This is a genomic window from Listeria immobilis (assembly GCF_014322765.1).
GTDB classification, from domain to species: Bacteria; Bacillota; Bacilli; order Lactobacillales; family Listeriaceae; genus Listeria; species Listeria immobilis.
The window spans coordinates 73715-99746 of record NZ_JAASTZ010000008.1; the positions used below are offsets into that span (position 1 = coordinate 73715).

Here is a 26032-nt window from a genome sequence, read left to right on the forward strand (position 1 = left end):
TATGTTATACCAAAAAGAGCGTGAAGATTTAGCCAAAATAGTTAAGACGATGTTCGACCGGTTTGAAACGAATGCAGCAGGCGGGAATGTTAGTGTACGTATGAATAAAGAGCACATTATTATGACGCCAACCTTAATGAGTCAAGCACGGCTTTGTGACCTGTCACCATATGAAATTTTAGTCGTGGATAATAATAATGAAGTGGTAGAAGGAGACGGTAGAATCACGCGCGAAATTAATTTACATCGTGCTTGTTATGTAGAAAATCCCGATATTGGTTGTGTTCTTCATGCGCATCCCAAAGAGTCCATGTTATTTGCAACACTAGGTATGGAACTCCCGAATTTAACAGAAGCAACGCAAAAAATAGGACAAATCCCCACACTAACCTTTGCTCCAGCTACTAGTCCAGAACTAGCAGAAATTGTCCGAAATCATGTAATTGAGTTAGGCGATAAAGCAGTCCCAAGTGCGAGTTTGCTTAATAAACATGGGATTGTTGTATTAGAATCCACCCTGCATAAAGCATACGATATGTTAGAGCGAATTGAGTATAATGCATATATTGCCGAGAAAGCAATGGTTTTCGATGCATTAGGAATTAAAAAATTAGTACATGATGGTGAATTAAATTATAATTTGGAGGAGTAACAAATGGATAAATTCCTTTTTAATGCGACCCTTTTTGCAAGTGCGTTACTATTAATAGTTAGTATTTTTCGAGGTTCTATCCCACTTACCGCAATATCTCTTGTATTAGCTATAGTTTCGCAACACTTCTTCCGGAAAAAATATCCTAAACAAACGAGAAGTTATCGTGAAATTATTGCCGCAAAGCAGAAAAAAGGATAATAAAAAGGTGATGCAAAAATTTAACTAGTTTGCATCACCTTTTTCATTTTATAGTTGTGATCGTTGTGATTTTTTTGGTCTAACATAAAGTCCTAATTTTTCTCTTTCCCTAGTAAGAGATATAAAGAGTGAAATAATCATTAAGATAATAACAATAGAAAACGGAAATGCGGCAATAATGGATGCATTTTGTAAAGCAGTGAGGCCACCAGCATATAATAAAACACTAGCAATCCCAGCTTGTAGAAGTCCCCACGTTACTTTGACAGAGTTAGGCGGATTTAGTGAACCACCTGTTGTTTGCATTCCAAGTACAAAAGTAGCTGAGTCAGCAGAAGTGATAAAGAATACCGCAATTAAAATCATTGCGACAATAGATAGAATCATTCCGCCTGGAAGTTCATTAAAGACCCCGAAGAGTACTTGTTCGGTTGCTAGATTAGAAAGGCTTGTATTTTGATGTTGATCCACAAATATTGCCGAACCTCCAAAAACAGCAAACCAGAAAATACTAACTAATGAAGGAAGTACAATAACACCTAGTAAAAATTGGCGAATGCTCCTACCACGAGAAATTCTAGCGATAAAAATACCGACAAATGGAGACCAAGATAACCACCATGCCCAGTAGAAAATTGTCCAAGAATCAATCCAAGCTCGCGCATCTGGAGCATCTGGGGCAGTTTGGAAACTCATTTGAATAAGGTTTTGCAAATAACCACCAAATGAATTAGTAAAGTTATTCATAATAAACAGTGTTGGTCCTAAAATAAGTGTTAGGATAAGTAAGATGCCGGCAACGTAAATATTTACATTACTTAAGAGTTGTATACCTCTGTCAAGACCGGACATTGCAGAAAGTAAGAATAAAATCGTAACAACAAGAATAATCGTCAGTTGGACACTAAAATTATTAGGAACACCAAATAAATAGGTTAATCCTCCATTAATTTGTTGTGCTCCTAATCCAAGTGTAGTAGCAACCCCAATAACTGTCGCAAAAACAGCTATAATATCAATCAATTGACCAATAGGACCTTTAGTATGCTTACCTAAAATCGGATATAAAGTAGCACTTATTAAGCCAGGAGCATTTTTCCTGAATTTAAAGTAGGCGAGTGCGAGTGCAACAATGGCATAAATCGCCCAAGCAGAAATACCCCAATGAAAAAACGAATAACGAAGAGCATCTTTCATTGCGGCTTGTGTGCCAACTTCGCCACCAGGTGCTTGAACAGCATAGTGAGATAGTGGTTCAGCAGCGCCCCAAAATACTAAACCAATTCCCATACCAGCACTAAATAGCATGGCGAACCAAGAAAGATTGCTATATTCAGGTTTTTCTCCTGGTTTTCCAAGCCGAATGGAACCAATTGGACTTAAAACTAAAAATAAGCAGAAAATAATAATAACCGCTACAACGATTAAATAGTACCAACCAAAATTACTTGTCAAAAATTGTTGAACATTTGACGTCAGCATTTCAAATTGATCTGGTAAAAAAGCACCGAATAAAACAGCTAACACAACTAACAAGCTAGCTCCCCAAAATACCGTTGTTAATTTTTTCATTGCATCACTCCCTTTTTATTTCTCTGTATGTATTTCCCCAAGTTAGCCAAAAGGTAACATCCTATTATAGTAACAAATAAACTAGTGCTTTGACAAATAGAATTCAGCTATAAACAAGAAATTCATCAAAAAAATGGAACGCATATAAGGAAATGCGTCCCATTTTTCACAAAATATCTCTCGCATTAGCTAACGCGATATGAATCTGATCAAATCCAGTCCCACCATAAGAATTTCTTTTTTGAACGGCTGTCTTGGAGGCGAGTACATGATAGATGTCGTCTTTAATTAGTGGATTAATTTCTTGATAATATGAAAGTGGCACATCTTGCAAATAAATGCCATTTTGTGTGCATTCGAGAACTAATTTTCCAACGATTTCATGAGCTTCTCTAAAAGGAACTCCTTTTTTCGCCAAGTAATCAGCTAATTCTGTTGCATTAGAAAAATCTTTTTGGGTGGATTCTTCCATAACGACTGTATTAATTTTCATTGTTTCAATCATTCCTGAAAAAATCTCTAGACTTATTTTTACAGTTTCCAGTGTATCAAACATGCCTTCTTTATCTTCTTGTAAGTCTTTATTATAAGCAAGCGGAAGTCCTTTGAGAACCGTCAGCATACCGAAAAGATTACCATAAACTCGTCCTGTTTTTCCGCGAATCAACTCTGCCATATCAGGGTTTTTCTTTTGAGGCATAATCGAGCTACCGGTCGAAAAAGCGTCTGTTAACTCAACAAACTGAAATTCGTGGCTTGTCCAAAGTATTAACTCTTCACAAAAACGTGATAAATGCATCATTAAAATGGAACTGTTACTAAGAAATTCAATAATAAAATCACGATCGCTAACACCATCTAAACTATTTTCATATACTTTGGAGAATCCTAGTAATTCGGCACTATACATCCGATCAATTGGAAAGGTGGTTCCTGCTAGTGCTGCAGAACCAAGTGGTGAGATATCAATCCGTTTGACACTTTCTTCTAGTCGCTCTAAATCTCTTGTGAACATGCCGAAGTAAGCAAGCAGGTGATGTGCAAATGAAATCGGCTGGGCGTGCTGTAAATGAGTATAACCAGGCATGATCGTTTCAACATGTCGTTCCGCTTTTTTAATAAGAACAATGCGCAAATGTTTTAAAGAAGTAATTATATCTGCCACTCCTTGCTTTAAATACAAATGCATATCAGTTGCTACTTGATCATTACGGCTACGAGCAGTATGAAGTTTTCCAGCAACAGGACCAATTTCATCGTGCAACAGTTTTTCGATATTTAGATGAATATCTTCATTTGTCGTACTAAATTCAAGTTCTCCTTGTGATAACTTCACTTGAAGAGTTTTTAAGCCAACTGTAATTTCCTCTGCTTCTGTACTGGAAATAATTCCACATTTTGAAAGCATTGCGACATGTGCCAAACTACCGATTAAATCTTCCTGCGCCATTTTTTGATCAAAAGAAATGGATGCACCGAATTCATCTATCCAAGTCTCGCTTTTTCCTTGAAAACGTCCGCCCCATAATTTTTCCATTTTTTACACCTCAGTTGTAATGGTTGTTTTAGAATTTACTTCTGCGCTCACTTTTGTTGGTAGCCCCCATAATTTAATGAAGCCAACTGCTGCATCTTGGTCAAAGGTATCGGATGAGGTATAAGTAGCTAAGTTTTCATCATAAAGTGAATTTGGTGATTTTCTGCCTTCCACAATAGCGTGTCCTTTAAATAGTTTGATACGAATGGTGCCATTCACAAATTTTTGGGTAGATTTCAAGAATGCCACTAGCGCTTCTGTTAAAGGAGAGAACCATAGGCCATTGTAAATAGTTTCGCTAATTTTTTGTTCAATGATTGGCTTAAAGTGGGCGATTTCACGAACAAAAGTTAAGTCTTCTAATTCTTTATGTGCCGCGATTAAAGTCACTGCAGCGGGGCATTCATATACTTCACGTGATTTAATACCTACTAGACGGTTTTCAATATGGTCAATTCTACCAACGCCATGTTTACCAGCAATTTCATTTAATGTCAAAATAAGGTTAGCTAGAGTCATGTTTTCTCCATTTAAAGAAATTGGAATACCGGCATCAAAAGTGATTTCGATAATATCCGCTGTATCTGGTGCGTCTTCTAAACTAACGGTTAAGTCGTAAGCAGCTTCCGGTGGTGTTGTCCACGGATTTTCTAGGACGCCACATTCATTGCTTCTACCCCAAAGATTTTGGTCAATAGAAAAAGGATTATCTAAATCAATTGGAACGGGAATATTGTGTTCCTGTGCATAATTAATTTCTTCTTCTCTCGACCATTTCCAATCACGAACAGGAGAAACAACTTTTAAATCCGGCGCAAGGGCATGAATCGCTACTTCAAACCGAACTTGGTCATTTCCTTTACCAGTACAACCGTGAGCGATGGCAGACGCGCCCTCTTTTCGAGCTACTTCTACTAGTTTCTTAGCAATAAGAGGGCGGCTTAGTGCGGAAATAAGCGGGTATTTCCCTTCATAATAGGCATGTGCTTGAAGAGCAATTAAAGCGAAATCTTCCGCAAATTCTTCTTTTGCATCAATCGTATAGGATTGGCTCGCTCCAACGGTAATGGCTTTTTCTTTAATAAAGTCTAAATTTTTCCCTTCGCCAACATCTAAACAGCATGCGATTACCTCATATCCAGCTTCTACTAACCATTGAATGGCAACAGAAGTATCTAATCCACCTGAGTAAGCTAATACAATCTTTTCTTTTGTCATTGTAAACACCCTCCATTTATAAATATACAAATATTTGTATTTATATTAACACTGATATTATTATATATCAACCTTTTTATTTTATACTATTCATAAAAATGAGTAAAAATACATTGAGGGGTAAAAAATCTTTGATTAAAATAGCAATAAATTGGTTCCTGCCACTAAAACTGCTATACTTGTAAATGAAGTTATATTGAAGGAGTTGAGCAAGTGTGAAAAATACATTAAAATGGATTGCTATTGGTTTTGCTGGGATTATTCTACTTCCTTTGTTAGTCGTTTTCTTTATTTATAAAAAAGCGGTTGGAAGAAAGGAGTATAATCCAGAAGTACTTGAAAATTTAGATGAAGCATCACAAGAATTTGTGAAAAACACGTCACCATTATCCGATGTAGATTCGCGATATAAATATATGAGACTTGCAACAAAAGCCTTACCATCTGCTAAAGATATTGAAATTGGCGATGTGGAAAACAAAAAAATTGATGGACCAGGCGGAAAAATCCCAATTCGAATTTACACTCCAAAAGAAGAAGGGCCATTCGAAATCATTGTTTATTATCACGGTGGTGGATTTGTATTAGGTGGACTGCAAACACATGATGCAGTTGCTCGTAAACTAGTACAAACAACAGGCGCTCGTGTAGTAACCGTGGATTATCGCCTTGCTCCAGAAAATCCATTCCCGGCAGCAGTAGAAGATGCTTATGCAGCGCTACTTTGGGTTCAAAGCCATCGTACAAGCTTGCGTGCTAAATCCGCAGACATCATCGTTGCAGGAGATAGCGTTGGAGCGAATTTAGCAACCGTAGTGACACAAATCGCTAAAGCAAAAGGTGCACCAAGCATCACCGCACAAATCTTGCTTTATCCAACCACAGATATTTTCAGCCGAGACGCATCTGTGCTTTATCCGTCCATGGATGAATTTGCAGAAGGCTATGTATTAACAAAAGAATCATTAGATAAATTCTTTAAACTATATATGGCAAACGCCACTGATCGTAAATATGATCCACTTGTTGCGCCTATTCGTAGCAAAGATTTAGCTGGCCTTCCAAAAACATTCTTAGCAACAGCTGAATTTGATCCACTAAGAGATCAAGGTGAAGCATATGCTGAAAAATTAAAAAATGCCGGAGTAGAAGTATTCGTAAAACGTTTTGAAAAAGTACCACATGGTTATATGACAACAAACTCCGAAGCAACAGACGAAACATACGAATTAATCAGTGAGTTTTTAGAAGAAAAATAAATAGAAAAATCCACTCTTTCATCGGAGTGGATTTTTTTGAATGATTCTGCAAATGTATAGTGAATTTATTAGATTTCATTTAACAATTCTGATGCAAAACGTTTATTTAATGTATATCTTATTGGACGACTACTTATCTTAAGCAAGAAACCTTTTTCTTCCATTTTTTTTGTTGCGTTCATTACTCTTCTTCTTTTTCCAAAACTTTCCATATTAATTAAATCATTATTGGTTATTCTGTTATATTTTCTGCTAAATAACCAACTCTGAGTAATTATAAATAGGATGTGGGAGTCTGTTTCAGTTAAATCTGTATGCTCAAGCTCCAATTTTTTAATGTTAGTAAACATGATGTTCAGCTTAGTTTCCTTTTCGTTCATATCTTTTAAAATTCTTTTTTGGCCTTCTATTAAAAATTTAATCATCTGTTCACAAAAAAATGTCATTTCTCCAGCGTTAAAAGGGTGAGATACTTGCTCAAAGGCTTTATAGTATTCGTCCTTATGTCGATTAATGATATATGAAAATGTAATGGAAGAAAATCTATCTAAGTTTTTTCTAACTAAAGAACAAATAAGATATCTGCCAGTTCTACCATTACCATCATAAAAAGGATGAATATATTCAAAATAATAATGGGCTACCATATATTTGTATAAATCGGGCATTTGATCATTTTGCAAAAAATTGATTAGTCTATTTAAATAGTCGATTATTCTAGTCTCTGGTTCTACCCCTATATGTGTAAACTCACCATTTTTTTGAACACCTGCAAAATTTTTCCTAAAGATATCGCCATCAATTTTACAATCATCTTCAACTTCATCAGCAACTAACTCATCATAAATTTCTCTAAACTGTTGGACAGACGTGATTTCTCTATAATCATCTACATACTGATAAAGCTTTACAAGACCGATAAATCTTTTCGCATTTTTAATTCCCTTACCATTTTCTCCGAGTTCATCAATCGCCTCAGAAATTTCTTTTTTTGTACTACGAACGCCTTCGATTTCGTTTGTACTTTGCAATTCATTGATAAGTAAAGAATCGAAATATTGTTGTAATGCATGTGTAGGTAATTTTCTGCTGTTTAATTCAATCTCTTTGCTATTTGCTAGAGCTTCTTGCAAAAGACTTTGTAACTTTTTAGTATTCACTGAAAATAAATTTAATTTTGGACTGTTAAAAGTTCCATTAACGATAGGTGTTATTTCAAGATTAGTTAGATACGTACCATAGCTATTTTTACGCAAGTCTAATTCTTGTTTGTAATCATCTTCATTTTGATGAAATATAGTTTTTAAAGGATAGTATTTTTTTGACATAAAAGCACCTCCAACTTAACTTTAAGTATATAATATCATAAATAAGAAGGAATTTTTTGATTGAAATAAACGAATTTTGTTGACAAATAATATCACTCGTGAGAAGATAACTTACGAACGGTCGTCAGTTTTATGCGAAAGGAGTGTGGAAATGAGAAAAGAAGAAATTAAACAAGCTGCTTTAGAACTTTTTGCAAGCAATGGATTTGAAGGAACATCACTCGCAGATATTGCGGGAGTTGTAGGTTTAAAGAAGCAATCCATTTATTCTCATTTTAAAGATAAAGATGATTTATTTTTATCGATTATGAAGGATGCAAAGTCAACAGAAATCGACTACTACCGGGCGCATCTTCAGGATAGTGACTTATCTAGACCAGATTTAGTACTAGCTAGTTTGCTTTTTGGGGTGAAAAACTTATACGATACCGATGCAGCATTTCAGTTTTGGTTACGATATGGCTTTTATCCGCCTAAACATTTATACGATATTGTCCAAGCGGAAATTAGCGATAATGTGAGTCAAATGGAGCAAGACTTTACAGAATTATTCAGTAGCTGGATGGAACAAAAACTAATTCCAGAACAAGATGTTGAAACGATGAAAGAAGCATACATGGGCATTCTTGATGCAGTTATTGTCGAGATTGTTTATGTAAATGAACCACAAAGAACCCAAAAGAAAATCACAGCTTTATGGCAAATTTTCTGGAGAGGAATTACGCTAAAAGCTTAAATTAGAGGTGCTATATGGCAAAAAATATCGAAATTTTAGAAACAGATTCAGTAAAAAAGATTTATTTTAGATATTTAATACCTTCCTTAGTCGGGATGTTATTAATGTCATTAAATATCGTTATTGACGGAATTTTCGTTGGGCATAAACTTGGCGGGACTGCGCTTGCTGGGATAAATATTGCAGTCCCAGTCTTTACCATTTTTACCGCTATTTCGATTTGGATTGGAATTGGAGCAGCTACACAGTTTTCTTTTGCAATTGGTGAAAAGAACGTTGCTAAAGCGCAGACTATTTTTACAAATGCGATTCTAGCTGTTGTCTCGATTACAATTGTTATCGCAATTATTGCATTCATTTTTAAAGCTCCACTCGCTTATTTTTTAGGTGCGAATGATGACACGATTGGTTACGTACTCGAATATATGAATGTTTTACTTATTTTTGGATTTGCACTTACTTTAGAAAATATTTTAAGTATCTTTGTAAGAAATGATGGCGATCCGAATTTATCCATGATTGCGCTTGTTGTTACAGCTATTTGTAATGTTATTTTAAATTATTTTTTCCTATTTATTTTTGAATGGGGGGTAACTGGCTCTGCTCTTGCAACAATGATCGCGATTATTATTGGGGTGCTAATCCTCACTACCCATTTCTTTAAAAAATCAAGTCGCTTAAAATTTGTTCGCTTAAATTGGAATAAAGCTTTTTTTAAAAAGACATTTTCAATCGGTCTTCCGAGTTTTCTAGCGGAAGTTGGTGTATCCGTATTTACATTTGGCTATAATATTTCACTAGCTGCAATTGCTGGAACTGCTGGTGTTGCTGCATTCTCAGTATTAAACTATACGCACAGTGTGATTTTGATGCTGTTCCTCGGAATGGGTTCAGCAATTCAACCATTAATTAGTTACTACAGAGGAGCAAAAGCAAGAGAAAAAGAATTAGAAACGTTAAAAATTGCGATTCTCGTGGCGTTCTGTACCGGAGTTGGTTTCTTATTAGTTGGCCTATTCGCATCGAATTTACTCGTTTCGATGTTCGGTAATTTCACCCCTGATATTAAAGATCTAGCAAGCTCCGGAATCAAACTTTTCTATACAGCCTACTTATTTATGGGCTTTAACTTTGTGATGATGACTTACTTCCAAACATCAGACAAAGTAAAAATGGCGACCTGGATCACCATTTCACGGGAAATTATTTTCATGGTTATCTTCTTGTTAATTTTACCTTCCATAATTGGTATCACAGGTGTTTGGCTAGCAATCCCAATTTCTGAAATGATTGTAGCAGCATCGATTGTCATTTATATGAAGAAAAAACATATTTTATTTAAATAGCTGAAAAAGCGAAGGCGATATGTTTTTTATCACAAAATAACCAAGCAATCTACCACCAGGAAGTTATATTGTAAAAGAAATCATCGCGCCAGAGGACTATGAAAATCAGATAAAGAAATACTCGTCATGATACCTTTTAACCCACAAGACCAAGTCCATGTTACCTTTAGCGATACTAAAATAAAAGTAACTCCAACACCAAGTAACCTGAGCGGAGGAGATAAGCTAGATGAGATGGTTATTAAAGAAGTAAATACCAAAGACACATTATCTCAAACTGGAGATAGCGGAGAAAGAAAACTATTGTATACAAACGCGTTACTAACTACTAGGAGTGTTTTGTTGTTGTATAGAAGAAATCATTAAGGAATTGACAAAAGGAATCCAAGGTTAGCCTGGATTCCTTTTCGAATGATGCGGCCGAGAGGACTTGAACCTCCACGGGTTTTACCCCACTAGGCCCTCAACCTAGCGCGTCTGCCGATTCCGCCACGACCGCGTGTACATTAGCAAAATTAATTATAATATTGAACGCTTTCTTTTGTCAATAATTTATGTGGATTTAACTAGTTAAAGGTAAGTGGTTTCTAGTATAATAGAGAGAAATTAATTTACTTGAAAGAAGGTGGAAATTTGGATTTAAGAGCTATTGAAATGTTGAAAAATGCGAAAGTGATAAAAGAAATAAAGAAAGGTTTTTCAATAGATCAAAAATACCAAGTAGACAATAGCTATCTAGTTCGTGTTTTCCCGGAAAATATGTGGGAAGAGCGAAAAGTGGAATTTGAAGCAATCCAAAAATTAACTTCATTAGCTCCTAAAGTACCACGAGCATTGGAGTTTGGTTTTCTTCAAGGAAAAGGATACATGGTGATGGATTATGTACTAGGCGAAGATGCTGAGAGCGGAATGACACATTTGTCTAACGCAGAACAGCTCCAAGCAGGCGTTTCAGCAGGAGCAGTTTTGCGAAAAATACATAAAATGGATATAAATGCGACAGAATTAAATTGGTATGATTTTCAAAAAAAGAAATATTATCGGAAATTAAGTAAGTTAAAGGAATCAAAGTTAGAAGTAGTATTTCTTCAAGAGCTAGAGTCTTTTATTGAAAATAATTTAGATTTAATGAAGGAAAGAGAGATTCGACTACAACATGGTGATTTTCATCCAGCCAATATCATTTTAAAGAATCATCAATTTGCTGGAATAATTGATTTTAACCGTTTGGAGTTTGGTGATCCATTATTTGATTTAGCTAAAATTGGTTTTTTCACAACAAATAGCAGTATCGCTTTTGCGAAAGGGAATATTTTGGGTTATATTGGAAAAGAAGATATAACTGATTTTTGGAAACTTTATGCACTTTATACAGCAATGCATATTGTTTTTGCTCTAAGCTGGGCAAGTGAAAATGATATGCGCAATTTAGAAAAGTTAGAGTCTTACGCGACAAAGACAGCAAGTAGCCATGATAATTTTCGGAAATTAACACCAAAATGGATGACCAACTAGGAGGAATTAAAATGGCGGAAGAAAAAATTGATTTTAAAAAAATAGAAAAGAAGCTTTATGCGCCTAAACGTAAACCAGAACGTATTTTTGTTCCCGAAATTAATTTTTTAATGGTGGATGGTAAAGGTGATCCGGATGGCCCAGAGTACCAAGCGGCAGTTCAAGCGCTTTATACAATTGCTTATACAATCAAAATGAGTAAAATGGGAGATACGCGTTTAGCTGGTTATAATGATTTTGTTGTGCCACCGCTGGAAGGTTTTTGGTGGTCTGAGGGAATGTTTGATCTAGAGGACCGAGATGCTTGGTTATGGAGTTCACTTCTTCGACAACCAGATTTTGTAACGGAAGAAGTCCTTCAATGGGCAAAAATGCAAGCTAAGAAGAAAAAGCCAACAATTGATACAAGTAATGTGAAATTAGAGCGATTTTTTGAAGGGGATTGTGTTCAAATGATGCACATTGGCCCGTTTAGTAAAGAGATTGAAACAACGACAAAGTTACATCAATTTATGAAAGAAGAAGGGCTACAAAATGATACTGGTGCAATTCGAAAGCATCATGAGATTTATCTAAGTGATCCTAGAAAAACAGCACAAGAAAAGATGCGTACGATTTTAAGACTTCCAGTGAGTTGAATAATGGGAATTGTTTGCGTTATAGTATAGAAGAAAAGGAACGATGATAACTGTCCGAAATCATTTTATTTTAGGGTAGTTTTTGATAAAGTGGGGTTTTTGAAAATGTATTTTTTGTATGTTGGTTTATTTGGTGCGTTGGGTGGAATGTGTCGCTATGCGATTAATTTGTGGATGACTGGAGATAGCTTTCCCTATGCGACTTTAACAGTAAATCTAATTGGTTGTTTTTTATTGGCCTTTTTAATGCAATTTTTGGCGAAAAAATCACGTCTTTCACAGGTGGTCTTAAATGGTATTGGAACTGGTTTTGTAGGCGCATTTACAACATTTTCCGCATTTAGTGTGGATGCTATTCAATTGTTCCAAAATGGGGAAGTATTACTGTCACTTACTTATATAACTGTGAGTTTAATCGGTGGCCTCTTGATGGTAAAGCTTGGATATATGCTAAGCGGTTACCTTTTGAATAGGGGGAGTCACGATGTTCATTAATTTCTTGCTGGTTGGGATTGGCGCTGGACTTGGTGCGATGCTTCGTTATGGCATTTCTATACTAATTAAAAGTAAATGGAAAACGAACTTTCCATATGCGACATTTTTTATTAATATAACAGGTTCATTTTTATTAGGATTTCTTGTTTCTTCAGCTGTAGGTCCCGTTTGGCAACTATTATTAGGTACTGGATTTATGGGAGGTTATACAACTTTTTCTACCTTTAAAGTGGAAAGTATGGAATTAAAGTGGAAGGCTAATTTTCGGGTATTATTTTCTTATCTAGGTCTTAGTTATGTTTTGGGATTAATAGCTGCTTTTACTGGTATAATGATCGGTCTATAAGAATTGTTTAAGAAAATAAGAAAACGATTGCCTGTATATCCTCAAAATGCTATGCTAGAAAGAACGATAAGCTTCAGAGAGGACGAGAAAGTAAGATGACGGGTTTTAAAAAAGTAATTGTACCGATGTTATTAATCGTATTATTCTTGGCAGGTTGTAATCAAGAAACTGTGCCTGCTTTAGTGCTTGATGGGACAGTGACTGATGCTAGTTTATTAGAAAACAATAGTGAGCTAACAGTCGATGGTGTATTAACTTGGAACGGAGAAAAGAATGACTATTCTAGTGAAGTTATTATTACCGTAACAGGCAATACCGCTGTAACAAATGAAGCCACTGGTAAAGAGATGAAATTGGCTGATATTAAAAACGGAGATACTATAAAAGCTGTATTTCCTGATGGATCTACTATTACTTCTCCTGCACCAGGGAAAATTTCTGAAAGCGCAACTTCTATAAAAATAACACCAAAATAAAAACATTTTCCGTTATTCGGAGATGTTTTTTATTTGAATTTGTGTCAGTCTAATGAATTATCAAGAACTCGGTTGTTTTTTGTACCATTTTTATGTTAGCTTTAATGTATTACATAAAAACTGGAGGATTTCATATGAAAAAAGGGATATTATTTTCACTTTTGTTAGCAACATTGCTTGTTTTTAGTGCTTGTGGCGAGAGTGCCGAAGAAAAAGCAGCAAAAACACCACAAGGTCAATTTATTCAAACAGTAAAAAATAGTTCAAACGTACCAGATCAATCAACTTATACAACAACTTTTGGAGTAACAGATATAAACATAGCTAGTACTGATCCTAGTGCAGCATCTATAAATCTGTTGAAAGATATTAAATTTTCCATGACGACTTCTACAGATGAAAAAATAGATAAATCTGAAACAAAACTAAATGTGACATCGTCTAATAGCCTTTTACCAATTTCGCTAGATTTAGATTTCTTAGTGAATACAAAAACTGGTGACGCATTTATCCCACTAAAATCTATTGTGGAACCAGATGAATCCTTACTTAGTTATTTAGACCAAGCAACTAATGGTATGTGGTCTAAACTCAATACACAATTTCCAGACTTAAAGAATAAATATATCAGCACAGAAGAACTAACTAGTACAATGACGGGTGAAACACTTCCTGAGACAGAAGTAGATACGAAGAAAATAGAAGCAGCTTCAAAAGATTTAAACAAAAGAAGCTCTAAACTATTAAATAACTATTTTGCTGGACTAAAAGAAGATCGTTTTACAAAAGCGGATAATGGTACGATTTCAGTAACATTAACAAAAACAGATATTGCTAATTTAACAACCGAAGCAGTTAAACTGTTGGATGATGAAAAAGTAAAAGAAGATTTTAAAGTAATTATTGAAAGTCAAGGTGCGAATAGCGTAACTGACTTTGAAACGACATATGCGGATATGAAAACAAGCCTAGAAAAAGCTTCAAAAGAATTAAAAGATAACAAAGATATAGCAATAAAATTCAAGGTTTCCATTAAGCCAGGTAAAGACAACTCATTAGATAATTTAACATTAAACGTAAAAGTGGAAGATAAATCAACAGCCGATGCACCACAGTCTATTGCATTCAAAGTAGAAACGAAAGCAGAAGAATTTATTCCAGTTGCTGACTTCCCTACAAAAGATCAAATTGTTACAAGTGAAGAAATATCAAAAATTATATCAGATTTTTACACACAAATGTATAGTGGAATGGACTTAACTGGTTCAGGACTATAATGTTTCTAAAAGACGTAGTGACTCAGGTCATTGCGTTTTTTGTTTTTTATTTTAAGCCTGCTTTGTGGTATGATATGTAGAGAAAATGATGGACGGGTGAGATAATGGAATTCGAATTAGTTTTAACAAAAGAAAGTGACACAATACTTCTAGCAAAACAAATCGGGGAAAAACTTCAAGCAGGTGATGTGATTTTACTTGAAGGAGATCTTGGTGCTGGAAAAACCACCTTTACAAAAGGTATTGGTAAAGGGTTATTGATTCCACAAATGATAAAAAGCCCAACCTTCACGATAATTCGAGAATATAAAAAAGGACGATTGCCACTTTATCATATGGATGTATACCGGTTAGAAGATGCTTCGGCTGACGAACTGGGTCTAGAAGAATATTTTTATGGTGATGGAGTGAGCGTGGTGGAGTGGGCCCAGTTTGTTGGGGAAGACTTGCCAAATGAATACTTAGAAATTCAACTTTTTCATATAGATGAGAATACACGGAAAATAGTTGCGAAACCAGTTGGGAAAAGGTATGAGCAACTAGCGATGGAGGTTTTTCAGAAATGATACTGGGAATAGATACATCTTCTGATACGATGACGATAGCACTTTTTGATAATGGGGTAGTTATCGGGGAATATACAACAAATTTGAAAAAAAATCATAGCGTTCGACTGTTACCTGCGATTGCTGCTTTAATGGATGAATGTTCAGTAAAACCAACTGATTTAAAGAAAATTGCGGTTGCAAAAGGCCCAGGTTCCTATACCGGACTACGAATAGGTGTAACGGTGGCGAAAACGATGGCATGGGATGCAGGAATCCCAATTGTAGGAATTTCTTCTTTAGCACTTTTAGCTGAAAATGCTTTGTACTTTTCTGGTAAAGTGGTTGCTTTAATGGATGCGCGTCGTGGTAATGTTTACGCAGGTGTCTACCAAGCAATTCAAGGGGAAATGAGCAATATCCTACCTGACAGTCATATAGCACTTGCTGAATTACTGGAAAAATTACAACAAAGTGGCGAAAACGAAGCCATTTTCTTTACGGGTACATTGAACGAGCAAATTTGCTTAATGATTACTGAAACCCTTGGCGATCGAGCGATTTTTGCCAGTGCAGATTATACTTACGCTCGAGCGGGTTCTTTAGTGAAATTAGCAGAACAATTAACCGGAGAGCCAGCAGACGCTTTTATTCCTGATTATTTAAAACTTGCAGAAGCGGAAAGCAAATGGCTGGAATCGAGGGGTTCTGAGTGAGTTTGAAAGAAGGACTATTATTTAAAGAAGCGACACTTGCTGATTTAAAAAGTATTATGCATGTCGAAAAGGCTTCATTTACAGTACCTTGGACGGAAGCCGCTTTCCGAAATGAATTTATTATTAATCAATATGCTTCTTATATTCTAGCAACATATAATGGGGAAGTAGTAGGCTATGCTGGAATTTGGCTGGTGCTTGATGAGGGGCATGTAACGAATATTGCAATTCATCCAGATTATCAGGGAAATCACTACGGGGAGGCGCTTCTTCGTGAAATAATACGAATGGCAAAAGAGCGCGGTGTTATTCGAATAACTTTAGAGGTTCGCGTATCAAATGATGTAGCACAAGGACTTTACAAAAAATTAGGATTTCAAAACGGCGCCATTCGGAAAAACTACTATCCGGATACGAAAGAGGATGCGCTAGTGATGTGGGTGGACTTATGATGAAAAATACATTAATTCTTGGGATAGAATCAAGCTGTGATGAAACCGCTGCTTCTGTCGTAAAAAATGGAAATGAAATTATTTCCAGTGTGGTGGCTTCACAAATAGAAAGTCATAAACGTTTTGGCGGGGTAGTACCTGAAATTGCTTCAAGACACCATGTGGAACAAATTACCATAGTGATTGAAGAAGCGTTGAAAAAAGCAAATGTAACAATGGATGACCTAGATGCGGTCGCAGTTACAGAAGGACCGGGTCTTGTTGGTGCGCTTTTAATTGGTGTAAATGCAGCTAAAACGCTTGCTTTTATGCATCAATTACCATTAATTGGTGTACACCACATTGCGGGGCATATTTATGCGAATCGTTTTGAAACAGAGCTAGATTTTCCATTACTTGCTTTGGTCGTTAGTGGCGGGCATACAGAGCTTGTTTTAATGCGCGCTGAAAATGATTTTGAAATTATTGGCGAAACAAGAGATGATGCGGCTGGAGAAGCGTATGACAAAGTGGCGCGAACACTAGGTTTATCTTATCCTGGTGGCGTACAAATTGATAAGCTCGCAAAAGACGGCGAGGATACATTCCATTTTCCAAGAGCGATGATGGATGATGGTTCGTTTGATTTTAGTTTTAGTGGCTTAAAATCTTCCTTTATAAATACGTTGCATAATTTAAGACAGCGCGGCGAAGAGCCAAATCCAAATGATATGGCAGCAAGTTTTCAAGCGAGCGTAATTGATGTATTAGTGGCGAAAACAATTCGAGCAGCTAAAAAATATGAAGTTAAACAATTGCTTCTAGCTGGAGGTGTAGCAGCCAATCAAGGGTTACGCGCACGTCTTATTCAAGAAGTCGAAATCGAACTTCCCGAAACAGAATTAATCATTCCACCACTATCATTATGTGGTGACAATGCTGCGATGATTGCCGCTGCTGGTACTGTAAGCTTTTTACAAGGAAAACGCGGTAGTTTTGAGATGAACGCTAATCCAGGCTTATTATTAGAAGATATTTAAAGAAATAGATCATTTTTTCCAAGGCTTTTTGGAAGGAAATGGTCTGTTTTTTATTAATAATCCAAATTAACCGGTACACATCTGTTGGTATATCTAAACTTAAGAATTACATAATTATTAGGTAAGTAATAAACAACCTTTTTCTAGTATGATAATAGTGTAAAAATGTCTTTTTATGCGAACTAAAGATACTGTTTTCTAACCAATTTTTGAAATAAAAACATGAGGTGATAGGCTTATGGATACAATTTTATTAGTAGACGATGAAGAAACGATTGTTGATGTATGTAGGCGTTACCTGGAAAAAGAAGGCTTTCGGGTCTTAACTGCAAACAATGGTGAAGCTGCTTTACAACTTTATAAGTCAGAACATGTAGATTTGCTGGTGGTCGATATTATGATGCCCAAAATGGACGGACATACATTAGTAATGGAACTCCAGGAATTAGAAAAAGACACACCATTTTTATATTTAAGTGCTTTAACACAAGAAAAAGAGCGGTTATATGGATTAACTTTAGGGGCAGATGATTATATGTCAAAACCCTTTAGTCCAAGAGAGTTAGTACTACGAGTGAAAAATATTTTAAGAAGATCAAAACGTAGCTCCGAACCAGAAACATTAAAACACGGCTCATTATTTTTAGATAAAAGTAAACGTATTGTGCTTGTAAACCAGCAAGAATTGGAGCTAACCATTAAAGAGTTTGACTTGCTTTGGCTTTTAGCTAGTGAGAATAAACGAGTCTTTTCGAAGTCGGAACTATTGGAACGTGTTTGGGGCTATGAATATGATGGAGACGCTAATACAATTAATGTGCATATTCATCATTTACGAGAAAAATTACAAGCGAATGATGAAAAAGCAATTTTTATCAAAACGGTATGGGGGTTAGGCTATAAATTTGAAATGGCGGTGGAATCATGAAATTGCGCACACTTAATTTATTTTCATATGGCATCGGTGTTCTGATAGTTACTATTGTTTTAGGAGTTAGCGCATATAAAATGATTTTTAAAACAGAATTAGTTGTATTTACTATTTTAATTACACTTGGGGCGAGTGCGCTAGCTTTTTTTATTAATTATTTATTGATGCGTCCTGCCTTTCAGTCGATTGATACGTTAAGCAAAGAAAGTCGTAAAGTTGCTAAAGGAGAGTTTTCCGGAAAAGCAAAAGTGCAAGGTCCAAAAGAAACTCGAATGTTAGCGGAAGATTTTAACGAAATGGCTGTGAAATTAGATCAGATGTTTCGACAAATTAAGGAAGGCGAAGAAACGCGTAAGGAGTTAATTGCAAATTTATCCCATGATATTAAAACTCCAATCGCCTCGATACGTTCCTTTTCCGAAGCGCTTTTAGACGAAATGATTGTGACTGAAACAGAGAAGCAACAATATTTGCGAACCATTCAACGGGAAACTATCCGGTTGACTGATTTAGTGGACGAGCTAATGGATGTAGCAGCCATTGATAAAAAACAGCCAATATTAAACCGAAGTCGAATTTGGCTGGATCAATTAATAATTAATGTGTTGGAGTCCTTCAATGTACAGTTAAAACGAGAACATCGGGATATACATGTAACGATAGAGCCAGGTTGTGATTCTCTATATGCTGATCAAACCTTTGTAACACGGATTTTATGCAATTTAATAGAAAATGCATTGAAGTTTTCGGATGCTGGGACGGCAATAGAACTTACTATTACTAGCACAGAGGAAGCCACAGTATTTTTTGTGAAAGACTATGGTCAAGGGATTTCAAAAGAAGATATACCGCGGATTTTTGAACGGCTGTATCGTGTAGAAAAATCGAGAAACTTAGCGCATGGCGGTTCGGGGTTAGGTCTTCACATTGCGAAAAACTTAGCAGAGCTTCACGGTGGGACTTTACAGGTTGAAAGTGAGCGTTATGTTGGAAGTACTTTTATTTTAACGATACCGTATTGGGATGGAAATGAATAAATAAGCGAAAATTTAAGAAATACCTAAGAAATCCATAAAAGTTACCTCACTTTTACTTGCTATGATGAACTAGTAGAAAAAATTAAAGAAGAGGGGTAATTAATTATGAAAGCAAAAGTAGCATTATTTTCTGTAGTATTAGGAGCGGCATTAGTTTTAGGAGCATGTGGTGAGGCCAGTTCTTCTGGCAGTGACAACAAAACCAAAGAAAATAAAGTCACGATGTCTGATAAGAAAGAAATGCTTATGAAAGAAAATGAAAAAGTGAATTTAATGGGAACGCTGACCGGAACAGGGAGTCACAAAGTAAGTGGTAATGTAGAAATTAAAGATAATAAATTAATGTTAACAGATTTTACGACAGATGAAGGACCAGATTTACATGTCTATTTAGTTAAAGGTAATAATGTAGAAGACGGCGTAGAAATAAGTAAAGTAGACTTAAAAGCTAAAAACCAAAGCTTTGATGTATCCGATAAAGATCTTTCGAAATATGACCATGTGTTGATATACTGCGAAAAAGCGCACGAGGAATTTGGAGCGGCAGCATTAATGGATACGATGGATGAAAGTGCTACGACAGATAGTATGCTTACAGGAATGTTTTCAGGTGCAGGGAGTCATAAGGTTAGTGGAGATGTGACAATGACAGATAATAAGTTGATGTTCACAAATTTTGTGACAGATGAAGGACCAGATCTTCATGTATATTTAACCAAAGATGGTGATATTGAATCTGGAAAAGAACTAGCTAAAATTGACTTAAAGGCGAAGGAACAAACTTTTTCATTAGATAATATTAATTCAGCAGATTACAATACAGTCGTAATTTATTGTCAAAAAGCACATGAAACATTCGGGCAAGCAATGTTAAATAGCTGAGGGGTGAGGTTCGATGTTAATTGTCAAACTTAGCGCTAATATACTTTTTTCCATTATTCGGGTGGGACTAGGTATTAGTTGGTTGTATCAAGGATGGTTTAAAATACAGGCTCACTTTGATATTTCTGGACTAGTACCAAGTGTCATTGGAAATACAGATTCGCCAGACTGGTATAAAGCTTTTATGGAAAATATTGTTGGTCCAAATACAGCGTTATTTAATATTTTAATACCTTGGGGAGAACTTTTAGTTGGTCTTGGTTTAATAGTTGGGGCTTTAACTCTCCCAGCACTAATAGCGGGAATATTTATGGGGATTAATTATTGGTTAGCAGATATGATTTATATTTATCCTATACAATTAGCGATTGGTATAGTCTTACTTCTTTGTTTAAAGCAAGCAAATTATTTTAGCTTAACAAATCTATTCATTTTTTTTCGAACAAAACAAAGGAATAAAACATAAGTAAAAAAGTAGCGCCCAACATAATGAGCGCTACTTTTTACATTGTTTTATTTAAAAATTGCCGCACTTTTTCTTCATAGGTTGTTGGATCTACTGTAAAAGCTTGTCCGTGTTCAGCCCCTTTTACAATCCATTTTTCTTTATAACTATTAGTGGCTTCGTACAGTTCGTCTACCATATAAGTTGGGACAAACGCATCTTTATCACCGTGAATGTAGAAAATGGGTAAATCAGTTTTTGCAACAGCATTCGTCGCGCTAGCTTCACTAAAGTAAAAGCCTTCTTTGAATTTATTAATTAGGCTGGCGGTTGGGATAATTGGGAAACTTGGTAAATGAAACATTGCTTTTAGTTGATAAGAAAGTTCTGCGTCCATGGAAGTGTAGCCACAATCTGCAATAATACTTTTGACTTGTTTTGGCAAATTTTCCCCACTAGTCATTAAAACGGTGGAGCTACCCATGGAAACCCCATGTAAAGCAATGGTTTCATCTTCCCCATTTCTATCAATCACTTGATTAATCCATTGTACATAATCTTTTCGTTCTGGCCAGCCAAAACCAATATTTTCGCCTTCACTTTCCCCGTGCGCTCTGGCATCGGGCATTAAAACGTTATAACCAAATTTTTCATGATACATCTTTGCAAGTCCCGCCATTTCGACTTTACCACTTTTGCCGCGGTAGCCATGGGCAAGAATAATAGTTGTATTAGAAGGTTGAGTAGCTTCTAAATAATTGGCTTCTAGTTTTAGATTATCACTTGATTTTTCTGTCCAATGAATGAGTTTTTGGTTTTCCATCCACGCTTGATTTTCTACTCGATTTTTCTTGGCTAGTTTGGCAGTTGCACTTGTCACATCGGTTGTCGGCTGATCATCCATACTTGTATTATCGCGAGCTAACGCATAGCTGTATAAATAAAAACTTGCGCTAATAGTAATAATAAGAAGTAATCCAATCAAAATAGAACCAGAAATAATTAAAATCTTTTTCATTGTATGCTCCTTTTTTATGCAGATTATATAGATTCTAGTTCTTCACTTATTTCTTCCCATTCTTCCATTAATTTTTCTACAATCTCTTTTGCAGCATCTAATTTTCCAGTGATTTCAAGCGTTTTTTCATGATCTTGAAAAATTTCTGGTTTGGTTAACTCAAGTTCGAGTGCAGCGATTATTGTATCTGTTTCTTCCATTTGTTGCTCAATTTCTTCTAGTTTGCGTTTTCTTTGACGAAGCAATTTTTGCTGTTCTTTTTCTTCTTGATAATTTCTTTTGCGCATCGAAGCAGTGGCAGCTACTTCTTCGCCGTTTTCCCTGCGTTCTTCTGCCTCTAATCGTGCGAGTTCTTTCATTTCAGCTAATTTTTCTTGATAATAGTCATAGTCGCCGAGGAAGACAGTTGCTTTTTCGGGCGCTAGTTCGACTACTTTGGAAGCGATACGGTTAATGAAGTAACGGTCATGGGATACAAATAAAATCGTTCCTTCAAAATCAATTAAAGCAGCTTCTAAAACTTCCTTACTTTCAATGTCTAAATGGTTGGTGGGCTCATCTAGAATAAGGACATTTGCTTGAAGTAAAGTGAGTTTTGCGAGTGCGAGCCTTGCTTTTTCGCCACCACTAAGCGACTGGACATTTTTTAAAACATCATCATCCGAAAATAAAAAATTACCAAGTGTTGTACGGATATTAACTTCATTTAGCTCTGGATAATCGTCCCAAAGCTCCATTAAAACGGTTTTATTCGATGTAAGTTTTGCTTGTTCTTGGTCATAGTAACCAATTTTCACACCAGCTCCAAAATGAAAGTCACCACTAAGCGGCGGAAGATCACGTATAAGTGTTTTTAAAAGGGTAGATTTGCCAATTCCATTTGGGCCAACCAGCGCTAGACTATCTTGACGTTTCATTTCAAAAGTAAGGTCTTCGGCGACTTGCTTATCTTTGGCATAACCAATACTAAGCTTATCTACCATGAGAACATCTTTACCTGTTTGTTTTTCAAAATGAAAACCAAAATGAGCAGCTTTTTCATCGCCTTTAGGTCGGTCTAAAATATCCATTTTTTCTAATTGTTTTCGTCTGCTCTGCGCTCGTTTTGTTGTGGATGCACGGACAAGGTTTCTTGCAACAAAGTCTTCTAATTTAGCAATCTGCTTTTGTTGCTTATCAAACTCTTTCCACATTTGCTCTAATTTTGCTTGTTTTTGGCTAACAAAAGAACTGTAATTACCTTTGTAATGTTCTATTTTCGTTCGACTGATTTCATAGACTTGATTAACTACTTTATCTAGAAAATAACGGTCATGGGAAACAATCAGCAGGGATCCGTTGTAATTTTGCAAGTAGGTTTCTAACCATGATAAAGTTTCAATGTCTAAATGGTTAGTGGGTTCATCAAGCACAAGGATATCTTGTTTTGCAAGTAGCAGTTTAGCTAGTGCCAGCCGCGTTTTTTGACCCCCGCTTAACGAGGCGATTTCTACTTCATAATCGGCAGGATAAAAGCGAAGACCATTTAAAACGGAACGAATTTCTGCTTCATATGTATATCCGCCACTTTCTTTAAATGTATGTTGCAAGGTGTCATAGTCTTTCATTAATGCTTGATAATTTTCAGGATGGTTATAAAGTTCTGGTTCACCCAGCCGAACTTCCATTTCATGTAGATCTTGTTCCATTTTTCGAAGGGATGCGAAAACACTCAGCATTTCGTCCCAAATCGTCTTAGTAGATTCTAGCCCGGTGTTTTGTGCTAAATAACCAATTTCTACACTTTTAGGTTTGGAAATCATGCCGTTATCATAGCTCATTTTTCCAGCAATAATTTTAAGTAGCGTTGATTTTCCAGCACCGTTTCGACCGACTAAAGCTATACGGTCACCCGTTTTTACTTCTAATTTAATATTATCCAAAATAACTTCTGCACCGAAGAATTTAGAAATTTGCTGAACTTGTAATAAAATCATATTCTCTCTCCTCGAATGTTCTCTATACCAGTTTATCTTAAAAGTTAAGTAATCGCAATGTAACCGCCGTTTGTTTAATATTAGGTTAGTTTGTGAAATCGCTCGCATTATTTGTGATTTTAGCGTAAAATAGAAAAGAAGGATAAGACAAGATATTTTGCAGGACAAAACTTTGCTCTAAAGTTGTGAGCAAAAAGTTTGTGCATTCCTTGTGAAATGTTTATAGTATATAAGCAAGCATGTGAAAGGAAGTACAGTTCACAAAAGCTTCAAACTTCAGAAAAAATTTAAGAAGAAGGGACAGAAGGCATGATGGAGGAAACAACAAAAATTCCACAAGCGACAGCAAAGCGCTTACCCTTATATCATCGTTACTTGAAATACCTAGATGAGTCAGGTAAGGAACGAGTATCATCAGCAGAACTGAGTGAAGCTGTGAAAGTTGATTCAGCGACGATTCGACGTGATTTTTCATATTTTGGTGCATTAGGCAAGAAAGGATACGGGTATAACGTTTCATACATACTCGACTTCTTTAGTAAAACACTTAGTCAAGACAAACAAACAAATGTAGCATTAATTGGTGTTGGAAACCTTGGGACAGCACTATTACATTATAATTTCATGAAAAACAATAATATCAAAATCGTTGCTGCATTCGATGTAGATCCAGCGAAAGTAGGTAGTGTGCAACAAGATATTCCTATTTATCACTTAAATGATATGGAAGAAATTGTTCGTGAAAATGGTGTAGAAGTAGTTATTCTTACGGTTCCAGCTGACGAGGCGCAAGTAACTGTGGATCGCTTAATCGAAGCAGATGTAAAAGGGATTTTAAACTTTACACCAGCTCGTATCAGTGTTCCAAAACAAGTTCGTGTACATCACATCGATCTTACAACCGAATTACAAACATTGATTTATTTCCTAGAAAACTATCCGGCGAAAACCGAATAAAAAAATCTGTAGAAGGTAAGCAAAAACTTGCTTTCTACAGATTTTTTTTATGCCGTCTTTTAAGCCCAACAATAATCAAGCCAATACCAATGCCAAAATCAATCATCGTCACGACAATTAAAATATAGGCCATAATATCATAGTCGTATTCTACTATACGATCAAAAGTAAAGTAGCTAAATACTAATCCAAGTGCAAAATAAAGAAAACTTTGCTTGATTAATGAATTTTTCATATCAACCTCCAATAAAACCTAAACTTATTAATAAAACAATGGTATTCATTAAAATATGAGCCCCCATCGAAACGGAAATTCGTTTGGTTTTCGTATAAAGAAAACAAAGGATTAGCCCGATAACAAAATAAGTAAGTAAGAAGGAAATATCGCCATGAAGCAAACCGAAGAAAAGCGAACTAATCACCGCAGCGACATGGATATTCATCACATTACTTAAACCACCAAAAATCACTTTTCTAAAAACAAGTTCTTCTAAAATAGGTCCAAGAATAGAAATAAATAACAAGAAAATCGGAGCTGCTTTTGTTAAATTCACAAGTCGTTCCGTATTAACAGATTCATTAATACTACCAGAAATCAGCGAAATAATAATACTACAAATGATTTGCGCAAAATATAAACCAATGACTCCACCAATAACCCAAAGGACACTACGTAGCGGCGGCATTTTTTCACCAAGAATGATTTTATTTTCTTCAGGCTTTTTATAAAGAAGTGCGAAAATAATAATCAGCGAAAGAATATTAGAAAAAATCGACCAAATAATCATACTATAAGCATTGGCATCTACACTGGAAATGGAAGTAGTGCTCATAAAAATATGATAAACAATTGGAATCCCAACAGAAGCAGAAAAAAGTAGTAATAAATAAACAAAAACAATCGTCAAATAACGTTTAGCCAAAAAAACGCATCTCCTCTATATAAATCAAATTCAGCTAAAAGTGTTTAAAATAAACAGAAATAACTCTTCTTATTGTACAAGTTATCTGACACTAGCGCAAATTAGAATTCTCTCATTTTTGAACGTTTATACTTGCATTTTTTGTCAGGTTTGGTATCATAATAACTGTGTTAGCACTCTAATGTGTCGAGTGCTAAAATGAAAGTTCAACTATATCAGAGGAGGTCATTTACATTGTTAAAACCATTAGGAGATCGTGTTGTAATTGAGGTACTGGAAGCAGAGGAAAAAACAGCAAGTGGTATTGTATTACCAGACTCTGCGAAAGAAAAGCCACAAACAGGTAAAATTATTGCAGTTGGCTCAGGTCGTGTCCTTGAAAACGGATCAAAAGAATCACTTGAAGTAGTCGAAGGTGACACAGTTATTTTTGCAAAATACTCTGGAACTGAAGTGACATATGAAGGCACGGACTACTTGATTTTACGTGAAAGTGACATTTTAGCAATTACCAAATAATAAAACTTAACTAATC

The 26032-nt window shown here is 35.7% G+C and carries 29 protein-coding genes and 1 tRNA gene; 21 read left to right on the forward strand and 9 right to left on the reverse strand.

Translation table 11 applies throughout. The features are described from left to right. Nucleotide 1 precedes the first annotated feature (1 nt). Complete coding sequence (locus tag HCJ50_RS07735) at nt 2–652, forward strand: class II aldolase/adducin family protein (RefSeq protein ID WP_185346125.1); 651 nt, start codon at nt 2–4, stop codon at nt 650–652. A gap of 3 nt (nt 653–655) precedes the next feature. Beyond that, nucleotides 656–853 (forward strand): hypothetical protein, encoded by a 198-nt coding sequence (locus HCJ50_RS07740; protein WP_185346126.1) that lies wholly within the window; start codon nt 656–658, stop codon nt 851–853. 48 nt (nt 854–901) lie between these two features. On the opposite strand, the gene HCJ50_RS07745 is transcribed toward HCJ50_RS07740, so the two are convergent. From HCJ50_RS07745 to HCJ50_RS07755, 3 genes are all read right to left on the reverse strand, one after another. Further along, nucleotides 902–2425 (reverse strand): glycine betaine uptake BCCT transporter, encoded by a 1524-nt coding sequence (locus tag HCJ50_RS07745; protein ID WP_185346128.1) that lies wholly within the window; start codon nt 2423–2425, stop codon nt 902–904. A 166-nt stretch (nt 2426–2591) separates the two neighbouring features. After that, the gene (argH, locus tag HCJ50_RS07750) at nt 2592–3962 is read right to left on the reverse strand and encodes an argininosuccinate lyase (protein ID WP_111143164.1); all 1371 of its coding nucleotides are present in this window, start codon (nt 3960–3962) and stop codon (nt 2592–2594) included. A gap of 3 nt (nt 3963–3965) precedes the next feature. Next, nucleotides 3966–5180: an argininosuccinate synthase gene (locus tag HCJ50_RS07755; RefSeq protein WP_038407699.1), complete on the reverse strand. Its 1215-nt coding sequence runs from the start codon at nt 5178–5180 to the stop codon at nt 3966–3968. Between the two features lie 215 nt (nt 5181–5395). On the opposite strand from HCJ50_RS07755, the gene HCJ50_RS07760 reads away from it, so the two are divergent. After that, nucleotides 5396–6439, forward strand: coding sequence for an alpha/beta hydrolase (locus tag HCJ50_RS07760; RefSeq protein WP_185346130.1), 1044 nt, complete (start codon nt 5396–5398; stop codon nt 6437–6439). A 68-nt stretch (nt 6440–6507) separates the two neighbouring features. On the opposite strand, the gene HCJ50_RS07765 is transcribed toward HCJ50_RS07760, so the two are convergent. After that, nucleotides 6508–7767 (reverse strand): Fic family protein, encoded by a 1260-nt coding sequence (locus HCJ50_RS07765; protein ID WP_185346132.1) that lies wholly within the window; start codon nt 7765–7767, stop codon nt 6508–6510. A 151-nt stretch (nt 7768–7918) separates the two neighbouring features. Between HCJ50_RS07765 and fepR the strand changes: the two genes are divergently transcribed. Together fepR and fepA are read left to right on the forward strand one after the other, a co-directional pair. Further along, complete coding sequence (gene fepR, locus HCJ50_RS07770; protein ID WP_003748921.1) at nt 7919–8503, forward strand: efflux pump transcriptional regulator FepR; 585 nt, start codon at nt 7919–7921, stop codon at nt 8501–8503. A gap of 14 nt (nt 8504–8517) precedes the next feature. Further along, nucleotides 8518–9849: a multidrug efflux MATE transporter FepA gene (gene fepA / locus HCJ50_RS07775; protein ID WP_185346134.1), complete on the forward strand. Its 1332-nt coding sequence runs from the start codon at nt 8518–8520 to the stop codon at nt 9847–9849. A gap of 415 nt (nt 9850–10264) precedes the next feature. Here the strand turns inward: fepA and HCJ50_RS07785 are convergent. Further along, nucleotides 10265–10348 (reverse strand) — tRNA-Leu (locus HCJ50_RS07785). 134 nt (nt 10349–10482) lie between these two features. Here HCJ50_RS07785 and HCJ50_RS07790 point away from each other — a divergent pair. From HCJ50_RS07790 to HCJ50_RS07855, 14 genes are all read left to right on the forward strand, one after another. Further along, a complete protein-coding gene (locus tag HCJ50_RS07790; protein WP_185346135.1) occupies nt 10483–11364 on the forward strand; it encodes a phosphotransferase family protein in 882 nt (293 codons plus the stop codon). Between the two features lie 11 nt (nt 11365–11375). Beyond that, nucleotides 11376–12002 (forward strand): GyrI-like domain-containing protein, encoded by a 627-nt coding sequence (locus tag HCJ50_RS07795; RefSeq protein ID WP_185346137.1) that lies wholly within the window; start codon nt 11376–11378, stop codon nt 12000–12002. A gap of 105 nt (nt 12003–12107) precedes the next feature. Beyond that, nucleotides 12108–12497: a fluoride efflux transporter CrcB gene (gene crcB, locus HCJ50_RS07800; protein ID WP_185346139.1), complete on the forward strand. Its 390-nt coding sequence runs from the start codon at nt 12108–12110 to the stop codon at nt 12495–12497. Then, nucleotides 12487–12843, forward strand: coding sequence for a fluoride efflux transporter CrcB (crcB, locus tag HCJ50_RS07805; RefSeq protein ID WP_185346141.1), 357 nt, complete (start codon nt 12487–12489; stop codon nt 12841–12843). The genes crcB (HCJ50_RS07800) and crcB (HCJ50_RS07805) overlap by 11 nt, the downstream gene beginning before the upstream one ends. Before the next feature lie 95 nt (nt 12844–12938). Next, nucleotides 12939–13319, forward strand: a complete 381-nt coding sequence (locus tag HCJ50_RS07810; protein WP_185346143.1) for a hypothetical protein — start codon at nt 12939–12941, stop codon at nt 13317–13319. Between the two features lie 134 nt (nt 13320–13453). Further along, on the forward strand, nt 13454–14596 hold the full coding sequence (locus HCJ50_RS07815) for an Lmo2079 family surface lipoprotein (RefSeq protein WP_185346145.1): 1143 nt from the start codon (nt 13454–13456) through the stop codon (nt 14594–14596). 104 nt (nt 14597–14700) lie between these two features. Further along, nucleotides 14701–15162, forward strand: coding sequence for a tRNA (adenosine(37)-N6)-threonylcarbamoyltransferase complex ATPase subunit type 1 TsaE (tsaE, locus tag HCJ50_RS07820; RefSeq protein WP_185346147.1), 462 nt, complete (start codon nt 14701–14703; stop codon nt 15160–15162). Beyond that, on the forward strand, nt 15159–15857 hold the full coding sequence (gene tsaB, locus HCJ50_RS07825) for a tRNA (adenosine(37)-N6)-threonylcarbamoyltransferase complex dimerization subunit type 1 TsaB (RefSeq protein WP_185346149.1): 699 nt from the start codon (nt 15159–15161) through the stop codon (nt 15855–15857). The genes tsaE and tsaB overlap by 4 nt, the downstream gene beginning before the upstream one ends. Then, nucleotides 15854–16309, forward strand: a complete 456-nt coding sequence (gene rimI, locus HCJ50_RS07830) for a ribosomal protein S18-alanine N-acetyltransferase (protein ID WP_185346151.1) — start codon at nt 15854–15856, stop codon at nt 16307–16309. The genes tsaB and rimI overlap by 4 nt, the downstream gene beginning before the upstream one ends. After that, nucleotides 16306–17328, forward strand: a complete 1023-nt coding sequence (tsaD, locus tag HCJ50_RS07835; RefSeq protein ID WP_185346153.1) for a tRNA (adenosine(37)-N6)-threonylcarbamoyltransferase complex transferase subunit TsaD — start codon at nt 16306–16308, stop codon at nt 17326–17328. Before rimI ends, tsaD begins: the two co-directional genes overlap by 4 nt. A gap of 238 nt (nt 17329–17566) precedes the next feature. Beyond that, the gene (locus HCJ50_RS07840) at nt 17567–18256 is read left to right on the forward strand and encodes a response regulator transcription factor (protein ID WP_185346155.1); all 690 of its coding nucleotides are present in this window, start codon (nt 17567–17569) and stop codon (nt 18254–18256) included. Then, on the forward strand, nt 18253–19296 hold the full coding sequence (locus HCJ50_RS07845) for a sensor histidine kinase (protein ID WP_185346157.1): 1044 nt from the start codon (nt 18253–18255) through the stop codon (nt 19294–19296). Before HCJ50_RS07840 ends, HCJ50_RS07845 begins: the two co-directional genes overlap by 4 nt. 105 nt (nt 19297–19401) lie before the next feature. Beyond that, nucleotides 19402–20178, forward strand: a complete 777-nt coding sequence (locus tag HCJ50_RS07850) for a DM13 domain-containing protein (protein WP_185346159.1) — start codon at nt 19402–19404, stop codon at nt 20176–20178. A gap of 13 nt (nt 20179–20191) precedes the next feature. Next, nucleotides 20192–20644: a DoxX family protein gene (locus HCJ50_RS07855; RefSeq protein WP_185346162.1), complete on the forward strand. Its 453-nt coding sequence runs from the start codon at nt 20192–20194 to the stop codon at nt 20642–20644. A gap of 37 nt (nt 20645–20681) precedes the next feature. Here the strand turns inward: HCJ50_RS07855 and HCJ50_RS07860 are convergent, their stop codons facing one another. Together HCJ50_RS07860 and HCJ50_RS07865 are read right to left on the reverse strand one after the other, a co-directional pair. Continuing rightward, nucleotides 20682–21641 (reverse strand): alpha/beta hydrolase, encoded by a 960-nt coding sequence (locus HCJ50_RS07860; protein WP_185346164.1) that lies wholly within the window; start codon nt 21639–21641, stop codon nt 20682–20684. A 23-nt stretch (nt 21642–21664) separates the two neighbouring features. Further along, a complete protein-coding gene (locus tag HCJ50_RS07865; protein ID WP_185346166.1) occupies nt 21665–23617 on the reverse strand; it encodes an ABC-F family ATP-binding cassette domain-containing protein in 1953 nt (650 codons plus the stop codon). A 309-nt stretch (nt 23618–23926) separates the two neighbouring features. Between HCJ50_RS07865 and HCJ50_RS07870 the strand changes: the two genes are divergently transcribed. After that, a complete protein-coding gene (locus HCJ50_RS07870; protein WP_003722329.1) occupies nt 23927–24574 on the forward strand; it encodes a redox-sensing transcriptional repressor Rex in 648 nt (215 codons plus the stop codon). Nucleotides 24575–24608: 34 nt separating this feature from the next. On the opposite strand, the gene HCJ50_RS07875 is transcribed toward HCJ50_RS07870, so the two are convergent. Both HCJ50_RS07875 and HCJ50_RS07880 read right to left on the reverse strand, forming a co-directional pair. Then, a complete protein-coding gene (locus HCJ50_RS07875) occupies nt 24609–24809 on the reverse strand; it encodes a DUF4305 domain-containing protein (protein ID WP_185346168.1) in 201 nt (66 codons plus the stop codon). Nucleotide 24810: 1 nt separating this feature from the next. Beyond that, complete coding sequence (locus tag HCJ50_RS07880; protein WP_185381259.1) at nt 24811–25497, reverse strand: CPBP family intramembrane glutamic endopeptidase; 687 nt, start codon at nt 25495–25497, stop codon at nt 24811–24813. 234 nt (nt 25498–25731) lie between these two features. Between HCJ50_RS07880 and groES the strand changes: the two genes are divergently transcribed. Beyond that, nucleotides 25732–26016, forward strand: a complete 285-nt coding sequence (gene groES, locus HCJ50_RS07885) for a co-chaperone GroES (protein ID WP_185346172.1) — start codon at nt 25732–25734, stop codon at nt 26014–26016. The last annotated feature ends 16 nt before the right edge of the window (nt 26017–26032 follow it).